Below are 11,806 nucleotides of genomic sequence, written 5' to 3'. Positions count from 1 at the left end.
ACTTTATAAAGACCGTGCGGATTGGGCTGAAAAAGTAAGAATAGAAGCCATCGGCGGCGAAAATATGGATTCGGGGATAAACGATATTATTTCAGAAATAAAAACACTGGCGAATAAAATACCTGAGTCTATGCGATTAGACGAATTCCCAGTTCGTGAATACAGTTTTATAGAAATTAATTTAGCAGGTAGTCGTGTTGTTGCGTATTTCAACGGGGCACGCGAACGGTATTATGACAAACGGGAATACATATATAAAATAACACCCAGAATGACCACATTATTAGCCGATAACCCGCTGGTTAATGAATTCTATGAACTGGAAAAACGTCACGAAGAATTAAATAACCAGCGGGAAGATATCACCAATAATGTAGAATCTGCATTATTAAAAGTCCGCTCGGTGAAACGCCTATTAGCAGAATGGCCGGAAGCCGCTGAGTTATTGCCTAAAGACACGGTGAAAGCTGCTCCGGTTCCTGCCGTTCGCCGTGAAGCCTTAAACGCATTAATAGGGCTACCCACTGAGGCGGACAATGGATAAATTGTGGCTCGACCTCGAAACCTACAGTGACATACTGATTAAAAATGGTACTCACGCCTACGCTGAACACGCGGAAATTATGCTATTTGCATGGGCGGTCAACAATAATCCTGTTCAGGTATGGGATGTCACAAGCGGTGTTCCCATGCCAGTCGAATTACGTAAAACGTTACTCGATCCGACCGTTATTTTATTCGCCCATAACAGCCACTTTGACCGTACCATCCTGCGGCATGACATGCCGCATTTACATCTGGAAATTACCCGCTGGCAAGACACGATGGTGCAGGCATTGGCACACGGTTTACCCGGCGCATTAGGTGCACTGTGTGAGGTGCTGGGTATTCCGTCAGATAAAGCGAAAGACAAAAAGGGTAAAGCGTTAATCCAATTATTCTGCAAGCCTCGCCCGAAAAACGTCGCCATTCGCCGTGCGACCCGCAAGACCCACCCCGAAGAATGGCGACGGTTTGTGTCTTACGCGGGGCTGGATATTGAAGCCATGCGCGAGGTACATAAGCGCCTGCCCAAGTGGAACTATCAGGGTGTTGAGTTAGCCCTCTGGCACCGTGACCAACAAATTAATGATCGTGGTGTGCGCATGGACATTGAGTTAGCCAGATCCGCGATTGATGCGGTAGATCAAGAACAAAAGCGGCTGGCAAAACGCACACAGGAAATGACCGAGGGTGACGTACAGGCAGCGACTCAACGTGATGCCATGTTAAGACATATCACAACGGCGTTCGGGGTTGAATTGCCCGATATGCAAAAAAGCACATTGGAACGTCGGGTTGCCGATCCCGATATCCCATTAGCCTTGCGTGAACTGTTATCTATTCGTTTGCAAGCCAGTACCACCAGCACCAGTAAGTACAAGGCATTGATGAACGGGATTAGCGCCGATAACCGATTACGTGGCACTTTGCAATTTTGCGGTGCATCACGCACCGGACGTTGGGCAGGTCGCCTATTCCAGCCGCAAAATTTACCAAGACCTACACTGAAGCAGAACATTATTGATATTGGCATCGAGGCACTAAAATCTGACTGCGCCGATCTGCTGTTCGATAACGTCATGGAACTGACCAGCTCAGCAATACGTGGCGTTATCATTGCACCGAACGGTAAAAAACTAGTTATTAGCGACCTGTCCAATATCGAGGGGCGCATGCTCGCATGGCTGGCGGGTGAGGAATGGAAGTTACAGGCATTTCGGGATAATGACAATGGCACAGGCGCAGACCTCTACAAACTGGCTTATGCCCGTGCATTCAACATTGAACCGGATGATGTCACAAAAGACCAGCGCCAGATAGGTAAAGTGATGGAGTTGGGACTAGGGTATGCCGGCGGGACCGCGGCGTTTGTCACATTCGCCCTCACGTATGCTTTAGACCTAGAAGAACTGGCCACTGCCGCACTGCCGAATATCCCGGTAAAAATTCAGCGGGATGCAATGAGTTGGTACAAGAAATCAGTCGAACAGAACCAGACCTACGGCCTGAGCGAACGTGTCTTTATTACCTGCGACTCACTCAAGCGCATGTGGCGCAATGCCCACATCGCAACGGTGCCGTTCTGGTATGAACTGGAAGAAGCAGTAAAACGGGCGATCAGTTCACCCAGTGTCACTATCCCCTGCCGTAAGTTACGTGTCCGCCGTGATGGGGCGTGGCTTCGTGTGGTCTTACCGTCCGGCCGTGCGGTGTGCTATCCCTCACCCCGTCTCGACAACGGGCAAATCAGTTACATGGGCACCAACCCGTACAGCCGCAAATGGCAACGGCTCAAAACCTACGGTGGAAAGCTGGTCGAAAACGTCACTCAGGCCGCCGCGCGTGATGTGCTGGCGGGCAACATGCCACGCATAGAGGCCGCAGGCTATGACATTGTACTGACCGTGCACGACGAGGTTTTGACTGAGGCACCCGATACTCCCGATTACTCTCACGAACATCTTAGTTCATTGTTAGCGACAAATCCCGATTGGGCACCGGATTTACCTCTGAGTGCTGGCGGGTTTGAAGCATACCGATATAGAAAGGATTAAATAAGGCTCGCCCTATGGCATATAAATACCGAGACAGCCCGTTATATTTTCGGTCTGCGCGAGAGGCTGCGCAAATCGAACGCGAAGGCGATTATTTACGGGCATCGAAAGTGTGGAATAAAGCCGCCCGCCATTCCCGAAATACCTTAAATATTGCGTGGGCGGAAATTCGTTCTGATTTTTGTTTGAAACAATACCACAGGGATAAATTAAATGAAAACAAGAGAGGATGTAATAGAAAGACATTTAGTTAATGAAGTGAAAAAAGCCGGAGGTATTGCCTATAAATTCGTTTCGCCCGGTCGCCGTTCTATCCCTGACCGAATTTGTATTTTACCCGGTGGGCGAGTAATTTTTGTCGAATGCAAAGCACCCGGCGAAAAACCCCGCCCTGAGCAATTACGGGAACACGAACGGCTTAGGGCATTAGGCTGTTCAGTTGTGGTTTTGGATAGTAAAGATGTGGAGGGAATATTATGACTAGTGTTAAGCTCGACGGTAATAAGCCCCGATTCAGTTTACTACCACTAGACCCGTTGTTAGAAATAATTAATGTTCTCGAATTTGGTGCACAAAAATATGCACCCGATAATTGGAAAAATGTTCCTGACGCTGAAACACGATATTTTGATGCAGCCATGAGGCATTTATTGGCGTATCGATCAGGCGAGAAAGTAGATTCCGAGAGCGGATTATCACATTTGTCTCACGCAACGTGTTGTCTGTTATTTTTAACGTGGTTTGATAAAGAACCAAAATATAAATTAATTAATAAACGTGTATTTAAAATCCGTAGTTAAAATGTTAATTAGAGGAAATCAAAATGAACGAATTTAATGAAGAATCATCATTCGCTGCATACATTAATAAAATCTCACCACGACATATCGCTTATACCGCAGAAATAGAATTAACCGATTTCGCGCAGAGTGCGGATGGTAAAGCGGTCGCATTTGGAAAAATATTTAACGATAGTAAAAAACGTTTTAACGATGGCGATGAAATAATTACATCGCTAGTGATAAATACCGAAACCTATAAAGCCGATGGGTATATAAAAACCCAAAACTCCATTTATAAAATACGAGAACCGAAATGAAAATTCAAATTGAAGCGTCTAATGATGCCAATATTAGTGTTATTTTGGATGTAGTAAAAGGTTTTATAGAAAAGACTGATAAAACCAAAAACGATCTCTATTTCGTTCAGACAGACGGAATGGTAATAACACTCAAAGAAACGAGCGCCGGTAATATTAATGCACGTGCAAGTTAAGGGCAAAGTATGAAGCCATTCACACCCCGCCCCTATCAAAACCTCATTATCAACCACCAGCTCGATATCCCCCGCTCAAATATTTGGGCGGGTATGGGCATGGGTAAAACGGTAGCAACATTAACCACAATGGAAGATTTATACCTGGTGGGGATGGAAACCCAACCGACACTGGTATTAGCGCCATTACGCGTTGCTCGGTCAACGTGGCCGGATGAGGCGGAGAAGTGGAGTCACTTAAATAATATCGAAGTACAACCGATTGTCGGTTCAGCCAAAGAGCGCATGGAAGCGCTTAAAAATACTAACGCCAGTGTCTTTACCACCAACTACGATAACCTCGTCTGGCTGGTGGAAACGTTAGGGGATAAATGGCCGTTCGCCACCGTCATTGCCGATGAGAGCACACGGCTCAAATCGTTCAGGTTACGCAAGGGCGGTAAGCGCGCAGCGGCATTAGCCAAGGTTGCTCACAAGCACATACACCGCTGGGTCAACTTAACCGGCACGCCTGCCCCTAACGGATTACTGGATTTATGGGGGCAAGCGTGGTTCGTCGATCAGGGTGAACGTCTAGGCCGGACATACAGTGCCTTTACTTCGCGCTGGTTTAACAATTTCCAACGACCGGGGCAACACTGGCCCGATTTGAAACCGAAGGACTTCGCCCAAGAGCAAATACAAGCCGCACTTAACGATGTGACTATCTCACTCGATGCGGCGGACTGGTTCGATATTGAAGAACCCATTCACAACGTTATTCGTATCGATCTGCCGTCCAAAGTCCATCAGCAGTATAAGGCGATGGAAAAAGAAATGTTCTTGGAGCTGGAAGGCGTCGGCATTGAAGCCCCGAACGCAGCGGCCAAGACCGTTAAATGTCTGCAAATCGCCAGCGGTGCTATCTATACCGACGAGAACGGCACGTGGCAGGAACTGCACGACAGTAAGTTACAGGCATTGGACAGCATCATCTATGAATCTGCCGGAATGCCGGTACTCGTTGCCTATCATTGGAAACACGATTTAGCGCGGCTGTTAAAAGCATTTCCGAAAGGGAAGCACTTAGACGATAACCCACAAACTCTGCGCGACTGGAACAGCGGAAAGATCCCCGTCATGTTCGCCCATCCTGCCAGCGCCGGACACGGGTTAAACCTGCAAGACGGCGGCAACATTCTGGTATTTTTCTCTCACTGGTGGGACTTAGAGCAGTACCAGCAAATCATTGAACGTATCGGCCCTACCCGACAGATACAAGCCGGACACAACCGCCCTGTGTTTGTTCATCACATTATTGCTCACGGCACGATGGATGAATTGGTAATGGAACGGCGTAATTCTAAGCGGGAAGTACAGGATATTTTATTAGAGGCTATGAAGAAACAGTAATTATAGTAACATTCCGCAACAAAATTTCTGCAACACCGTTTATATAACGGTGATGTTCAATCCGAACGGTTAATAGATAATCGAGGTCAATATGGATGTGAAAACAGGCATCATTAGCGATGCAGATATGGCCGAAATCACTGGCTACCAAATCCCGTCTAAGCAGTGTGCAGCACTAAAAGAAGCCGGCATATTTTTTATTGTCCGCCGGGACGGGAAACCCCGAACCACATGGGAGCATTTTAATAACCCGATGTCACAACGGATTAGAAACTATGCTCCTGCCCCTCAAGAACCTAACTTCGGAGCGCTAGATGGGTAGAAAACGTAAAAATCCCGCAGATAACTGGATGCCGCCGCGCGTTCGACGGGGACGATCAGCGTTTGAGTTTCAGACCTATGACAGCCGGACAATCCGGCTATGTGATTTTTCCGCAACACAGGCAGAGGTGTGGGTAGCGTATGAAAAAATGCTCGCTGAACAGAAAAATGAAGAGACGCTGAACGGTCTGGTGAATGCGTTTCTGTTCTCTGCCGATTTTTCAGCCCTGGCGAAAGAAACCCAAAAAGATTACCGGAAGTATGCGGGCAAATTATTGCCTGTATTTGGGAATATGCTACCGGATAACATTCAACCGAAACATATTCGTAAATACATGGATAAGCGCGGATTGAAAGCCAAGACACAGGCCAACAGAGAGAAAAATTTCTTGTCCCGTGTATTTAGTTGGGGGTATGAACGCGGCATTGTGAGCAGCAACCCGTGCAAAGGGGTACGCCAGTTTAAAGAAATACCGCGGGATAGATATATCACCGATGAAGAGTACAATGCGCTCTACTCCATAGCACCGCCTATAGTTAAAGTGGCGATGGAGCTGGCGTATCTGTGTTGCACCCGACAGGCTGACGTACTGTCGCTGACCTATGCGCAGGTACAAGAAGAAGGCATCTTCATTCGCCAGGGTAAAACGGGTGTTGCCCAAATCAAAGCATGGACAGAACGGTTAGACAATGTCGTCGCGATGAGCAAAATGTTACCATTAGATAATGGGGTTAGCAGCATCTATGTACTCCACCAGCGCAAAGGCTCAAAATATACGCGTGATGGTTTTAACAGCCGCTGGAAGAAAGCAAGAAACATCGCGAAAGAAACGTTTTCAGAATTGGACTTTAACTTCACATTCCATGATCTGAAGGCAAAAGGGGTATCTGACCTCGAAGGCTCGTTGTCGGAAAAACAACAAATCACTGGACATAAAAACATCACTCAAACGGCAAGGTACGATCGAAAAGTGAATGTTGTGCCTGTCGTTGGGGGTCAAAAAAAGTAAATTGGAGGCCAAGAAATATAGTGAAAAGATATAGTGAACAAATAGTGAAAGGTGATTTGAGTCATAAAAAAGCCACCTTAAAGGTGGCTTTTTCTTAACGCTAACTCGCTGATACTTAAGCAAGTTTTTATATGGTGCCCAGGGCGGGACTTGAACCCGCACAGCCTTACAGCCGAGGGATTTTAAATCCCTTGTGTCTACCGATTTCACCACCTGGGCTGAATTTGGAGGCGCGTCCCGGAGTCGAACCGAGGTTAACGGATTTGCAATCCGCTGCATGGCCACTCTGCCAACGCGCCTTTTTTGGAGCGGGAAACGAGACTCGAACTCGCGACCCCGACCTTGGCAAGGTCGTGCTCTACCAACTGAGCTATTCCCGCTTTTCTTCGAACTGCTTGATTTACTTAATTAGTTTCGTAAACCTCATGTGCCATTCGATGCGTTGCATTCTACTTATTTCACGAAATGAGTCAACACAATTATTTATAAAACTCGTTCGTTAGATGATTTTTGCGCCACTTCGATCAACCTTCACGCAAATCATCCCATGCAGCGCTCAAATATTGAAACATTGACCAGAACGTCAGGACCGCAGCAGCATATAATAAGATGAATCCCCCCACTTCAAACTCAGTACAAGGACGCCATAATAAGGCAACCAATGCCGCCATTTGTGCTGTGGTTTTTATTTTCCCCATCCAAGAAACAGCTACATTACTGCGTTTTCCTAATTCTGCCATCCACTCACGCAGGGAGGATATGATGATCTCACGTGCAATCATCGTTGCCGCAGGCAATGTAATCCACCATGTGTGGTAATGTTCTGCAATTAGTACCAACGCAGTAGCAACCATAACTTTATCCGCCACCGGATCAAGAAATGCACCAAAACGCGTTGTCTGTTTCCACAAACGGGCAAGAAAACCATCAAACCAATCTGTTGCAGCGGCAATAATAAAGATAATGGCACACAACTCCGGTGCCCATTGAAATGGCAGGTAAAATGCCAAGACAAAGAATGGAATTAAGGCAATACGGAACAGAGTAAGCCATGTTGGAATATTTAATTGCATAATGCTTCGTAATTATCTGGCCATGTAAAGTTTGTTAATATGGTGCATCAATACTCTTACTGTTTCAACGCATTATAGATTTTTTCTGCCAACGCATAAGAAATAGAAGGCACTTTTGCGATCTCTTCTACACTTGCGTTGCGTAAAGGCTGCAATCCACCCATATATTTTAATAACATTTGTCTGCGTTTTGGCCCAATACCGTCTATCGACTCCAGTGTACTGGTCTTTTTCACTTTTTCTCGACGCTGACGATGTCCTGTAATGGCATGGTTGTGAGATTCGTCACGAATATGTTGAATAACATGTAACGCAGGTGAATCAGGAGGAAGTGCCATCCCCTCACCTTCCGCTTCAAAAAACAAAGTTTCCAATCCAGCCTTACGATCACTGCCCTTCGCAACTCCAACCAGCTTAGGATGCTTTTTATTCCATTCAACCTCCAGAGAATCGAAAACTTCAATCGCTTGTGCAAGCTGCCCTTTTCCACCATCAATAAAGATAATGTCCGGGATTTTTGTCTGATCAATAACTTTACTATATCGACGATGCAAGACTTGATTCATCGCAGCATAATCATCTCCCGGAGTGATACCTGTGATGTTATAGCGTCGGTATTCTGCACGAACCGGGCCATTACCATCAAAAACAACGCAAGATGCAACGGTTTGTTCACCCATCGTATGACTAATGTCAAAACACTCCATACGTTGGATTTTTTCCAGTCCTACAAACATGGTCAGTGATTCTAATCGCTGATGAATTGTCGATTGTTGAGAAAGTTTAGTAATCAAGGCTGTTGCAGCATTGGTACGAGCCAATTTTAGGTAACGCGCCCTAGCACCTCTTGGCCGGGCTTGGATATAGATTTTTCTGCCCGATAATTCAGAAAGTGAGGCTTCCAACAGTTCTTTTTCTGGTAATGCAAAATCCAATAAAATTTCTGTCGGCAACGTCCTATTTTGACTTCCCTGAAGATAGAATTGACCAAGGAAAGTTTGTACTACTTCATCTAACATCGTATCTACCGGAATTTTGGGATAGTAACTTCGGCTACCCAATATTTTTCCCTGACGAATAAATAAGACATGCACGCAAGCCATCCCCGCCTCAAAAGCGACACTGATAACATCAAGATCATCACCTTCTCCAAAAACAAATTGACGTTCAGTGACTTGCCGTACTGCTTGGATCTGATCGCGATAACGGGCAGCTTCTTCAAATTTTAGCTGTTGACTCGCTTTTTCCATTTTTCCAACCAGCTTACTTAATACTTGCTGATCTTTTCCCGCCAAAAACAAACGGACGTATTCAACTTGCTGCTGATATTCTTTATCCGTTACGAATCCTTTAACGCAAGGGGCAAGACAGCGCCCAATCTGATATTGCAAACAAGGCCTTGAACGATTGCGATACACACTGTCTTCACATTGTCGAATAGGAAATAGTTTCTGCAATAAAACCAAAGTATCACGTACTGCATGAGAGTTAGGGAATGGGCCGAAGTATTCGCCCTTCGCATGCTTGGCTCCACGGTATAAGGTTAGGCGGGGATGAATATCACTACTCAAGAAAATATAAGGATAAGATTTATCATCTCTCAATAATACATTGTAACGAGGCTGGTACAGCTTGATATAGTTGTGTTCGAGCAGGAGTGCTTCTGTCTCTGTGTGGGTAACAGTGACGTCTATCTGAACGATATTTTTTACCAATGATTCTGTCTTACGACTGCTGACTTGTACCCGAAAATAGCTAGATAGCCGTTTTTTTAGATCTTTGGCCTTACCAATATAGATCACTGCGCCAGTAGCATCATACATACGGTAGACACCCGGCTGACTGGTGACTGTTTTTAAAAATACCTTTGAATTAAATAGATCCGCCACGACTTATCACCCATCAAATCTTATTACTCACCGCGAGTGACCATATTTTGTGCATCAAGCAATCCACAACGTATCGCCATATGGGTTAATTCTACATCACCTTTGATGTTTAGCTTACCAAACATTCTATAACGGTAGCTATTCACTGTTTTTGGACTCAGGTTAAGTAACGTGGAAATTTCATTAACTTTGCGCCCTTGAGTTATCATTGTCATGATCTGTAATTCCCGCTCTGAAAGTTCATCCAGTGGGTTTTCTTTTTGGGGAGATAACTGATTAAGCGCCATCTGCTGGGCAATATCCGGGGAAATGTAGCGCTGTCCTGCATAAACAACCCGAATTGCATTGATCATATCCTGAGGAGTTGCAGCTTTGCTCAAATATCCCCTGATCCCTGCCTGCATCACTTTCGTAGGCAGAGAACTTTCAGTGTGGATAGTTAGCATAATCACCCGTGTGTTAGGTGAATAACGGATGATTTTCTTAGCTGCTTCCAGCCCCCCTATGCCGGGCATTCCCATATCCATAATGACAACATCTGGGCTGTTTGATCTACACCATCTGACCGCATCTTCCCCACTGCTGGCTTCTCCTACGACTTTAATACCCCTTACATCATCAAGGATACCTTTCACACCAATACGAACCAGCTCATGGTCATCAACTAATAAAACATTAATCAAACAACATCTCCACTAACGTAATACCCACTCAAATAATGATAAATTAATAATTCCAAAACCAAGCGGACACGCTGAATTTATCTTTATGATTTTAATAAAATAAACTGAAAGAAGACAACATCTTCTCTCGAGTGATATCAAAACCTTTTGGATGAGGTAACAGATTATACTAACATTAATGCAAAACAGAAAGAAAATTGTTACATATCAACAAAGTAAACACCCTTAATAATTTATTATTATTAAATAGATAACCAGAAAATTTTGTTTAATTTTTTTTAAAAAAAACATAGTTCTATGTTAGTCATAACAATATATTTTATATCCAGAACAATATGAGGGTGATATTTCCCTCATATTGCAGCAATTATTTAAATAAGTTAAGAATATCTTCTTTAGTCAGCATAGGCGTCTTTTCAACAAAGTTATAATATGCGGGTTTACTGTCCACATAAATTTGACGAGATAATTTACTTGAATGATTATTTCCAAACAAAGCAATCGGAACATAATAAGCACTTGGATGATGTAAATGGTAGAAAAGATGTGTGCCGCATTTTTTACAGAAAGCGCGCTCCGCCCATTCGGACGATGAAAATGTTGATATATTTTCAGCTCCTTCTATTTTTAAGCCACCTTTACAGTCTACGGATAAAAATGGACCACCATTCCATTTTTGGCACATCTCACAATGGCACACATTAATATCTTCAATACTTTGATTAGTTTTTACTTCCACAGCACCACATAAACAACGACCTTGATTCATCATCTCACTCTCTAGCTGTAATAAATTTATAGGGAAAATGTTATATCTGAGATTGAACAAATCGATCACCATGCTTCACCAAAAACGCCATATGAACCACAATGATTATCTTATTTCTAGTAGATCCATACAAATATGTCCTGTAGTTTTCAAGCTGCTGCTTGATAGGAAAAAATAAATTATTTATCTTTCACATCCTCATTACTCTCTTCTTCTTCATCATCAATATGCCAACTGTGTAGTATTCGGTGAACAAAAGGTGTTACTACCATCCCAATTGCGATAAAAAAGATAGCCTGAAGGAATAATCCATAAATCGCAGCAAAATATTTCCCCAGAGTACTGACTGGCTCAATATGCAAGTTTTGTGTTCCAATCATTGAGACAGAATTCAATATTGCATCAGAAATAGCGTGGCTTTCAATCAAGAAAAAACCCAATACACCAGGAATAATACCGATCAGGAAGATAATGAATGCATGTAAAAGAAAGCGCAGCATCCGTAAGAGAAATCGGTCAAGGCTAATTAATTTATCAGTAAATTTTTCCATACCAGTTCTCCACTAATAAATTAGTTACCATGATGATTGTATGTCAGTTTTTATTTTTATCAATAATCATTAACTGGATATCGCCAATAAATTTAGCAATAACACATTTTTCTCTTTAAATAGGAAAAAAGACAACCGGAAAGTGGTCAGAATAAAATGACTATTTTTCTTGGTGAATTTGCATTATAAGTTAATTTTATATAAACCTGACATTACAGGGAAGTCAACATCTCCCTGTAATGTCAT

General features: G+C 43.8%; 15 protein-coding genes and 3 tRNA genes. 10 read left to right on the top strand and 8 right to left on the bottom strand.

What is annotated here, in order from left to right:
• From PSI23_RS05940 to PSI23_RS05895, 10 genes are all read left to right on the top strand, one after another.
• On the top strand, positions 1–544 hold a 544-nt coding region (locus tag PSI23_RS05940), incomplete at its 5' end, for an Nmad5 family putative nucleotide modification protein (protein ID WP_273554219.1).
• Complete coding sequence (locus PSI23_RS05935) at positions 537–2,597, top strand: DNA polymerase (RefSeq protein ID WP_273554218.1); 2,061 nt, start codon at positions 537–539, stop codon at positions 2,595–2,597. The genes PSI23_RS05940 and PSI23_RS05935, both read left to right, overlap by 8 nt.
• Before the next feature lie 14 nt (positions 2,598–2,611).
• Positions 2,612–2,851: an ANR family transcriptional regulator gene (locus PSI23_RS05930; protein ID WP_273554217.1), complete on the top strand. Its 240-nt coding sequence runs from the start codon at positions 2,612–2,614 to the stop codon at positions 2,849–2,851.
• Complete coding sequence (locus PSI23_RS05925; protein WP_273554216.1) at positions 2,811–3,077, top strand: PDDEXK family nuclease; 267 nt, start codon at positions 2,811–2,813, stop codon at positions 3,075–3,077. The genes PSI23_RS05930 and PSI23_RS05925 overlap by 41 nt, the downstream gene beginning before the upstream one ends.
• Positions 3,074–3,397 carry a dATP/dGTP diphosphohydrolase domain-containing protein gene (locus PSI23_RS05920; RefSeq protein WP_273554215.1) on the top strand — a complete coding sequence of 108 codons (324 nt, stop codon included), beginning with the start codon at positions 3,074–3,076 and terminating at the stop codon, positions 3,395–3,397. The genes PSI23_RS05925 and PSI23_RS05920 overlap by 4 nt, the downstream gene beginning before the upstream one ends.
• A gap of 23 nt (positions 3,398–3,420) precedes the next feature.
• Positions 3,421–3,696, top strand: coding sequence for a hypothetical protein (locus tag PSI23_RS05915; protein WP_273554214.1), 276 nt, complete (start codon positions 3,421–3,423; stop codon positions 3,694–3,696).
• The gene (locus PSI23_RS05910) at positions 3,693–3,872 is read left to right on the top strand and encodes a hypothetical protein (protein WP_273554213.1); all 180 of its coding nucleotides are present in this window, start codon (positions 3,693–3,695) and stop codon (positions 3,870–3,872) included. The genes PSI23_RS05915 and PSI23_RS05910 overlap by 4 nt, the downstream gene beginning before the upstream one ends.
• A gap of 9 nt (positions 3,873–3,881) precedes the next feature.
• Entirely contained in the window at positions 3,882–5,264 is a 1,383-nt protein-coding gene (locus PSI23_RS05905) for an SNF2-related protein (protein WP_273554212.1), read from the top strand.
• A 91-nt stretch (positions 5,265–5,355) separates the two neighbouring features.
• Complete coding sequence (locus tag PSI23_RS05900; protein WP_273554211.1) at positions 5,356–5,586, top strand: DUF4224 domain-containing protein; 231 nt, start codon at positions 5,356–5,358, stop codon at positions 5,584–5,586.
• Positions 5,579–6,595: a tyrosine-type recombinase/integrase gene (locus PSI23_RS05895; RefSeq protein WP_273554210.1), complete on the top strand. Its 1,017-nt coding sequence runs from the start codon at positions 5,579–5,581 to the stop codon at positions 6,593–6,595. Before PSI23_RS05900 ends, PSI23_RS05895 begins: the two co-directional genes overlap by 8 nt.
• A gap of 132 nt (positions 6,596–6,727) precedes the next feature.
• Here PSI23_RS05895 and PSI23_RS05890 read toward each other — a convergent pair.
• From PSI23_RS05890 to PSI23_RS05855, 8 genes are all read right to left on the bottom strand, one after another.
• Positions 6,728–6,814: transfer RNA gene (locus PSI23_RS05890), tRNA-Leu, on the bottom strand.
• Positions 6,815–6,820: 6 nt separating this feature from the next.
• Positions 6,821–6,894: transfer RNA gene (locus PSI23_RS05885), tRNA-Cys, on the bottom strand.
• 5 nt (positions 6,895–6,899) lie between these two features.
• A tRNA-Gly gene (locus PSI23_RS05880) sits at positions 6,900–6,975 on the bottom strand.
• Positions 6,976–7,119: 144 nt separating this feature from the next.
• Complete coding sequence (gene pgsA / locus PSI23_RS05875) at positions 7,120–7,668, bottom strand: CDP-diacylglycerol--glycerol-3-phosphate 3-phosphatidyltransferase (RefSeq protein WP_273554209.1); 549 nt, start codon at positions 7,666–7,668, stop codon at positions 7,120–7,122.
• A gap of 56 nt (positions 7,669–7,724) precedes the next feature.
• Entirely contained in the window at positions 7,725–9,557 is a 1,833-nt protein-coding gene (gene uvrC / locus PSI23_RS05870; RefSeq protein WP_273554208.1) for an excinuclease ABC subunit UvrC, read from the bottom strand.
• Positions 9,558–9,580: 23 nt separating this feature from the next.
• Complete coding sequence (uvrY, locus tag PSI23_RS05865; protein ID WP_273554207.1) at positions 9,581–10,240, bottom strand: UvrY/SirA/GacA family response regulator transcription factor; 660 nt, start codon at positions 10,238–10,240, stop codon at positions 9,581–9,583.
• A 367-nt stretch (positions 10,241–10,607) separates the two neighbouring features.
• Positions 10,608–11,012, bottom strand: a complete 405-nt coding sequence (locus PSI23_RS05860; RefSeq protein WP_306309520.1) for a GFA family protein — start codon at positions 11,010–11,012, stop codon at positions 10,608–10,610.
• A 176-nt stretch (positions 11,013–11,188) separates the two neighbouring features.
• Positions 11,189–11,560, bottom strand: coding sequence for a hypothetical protein (locus tag PSI23_RS05855; RefSeq protein ID WP_273554206.1), 372 nt, complete (start codon positions 11,558–11,560; stop codon positions 11,189–11,191).
• Positions 11,561–11,806 lie beyond the last annotated feature (246 nt).

Origin of the sequence: Xenorhabdus yunnanensis (assembly GCF_028598805.1) — a bacterium.
Lineage (GTDB): Bacteria > Pseudomonadota > Gammaproteobacteria > Enterobacterales > Enterobacteriaceae > Xenorhabdus > Xenorhabdus yunnanensis.
The sequence above is the reverse complement of the archived record's forward strand: the minus strand, read 5'-3'. Positions and strand labels throughout refer to the sequence as shown.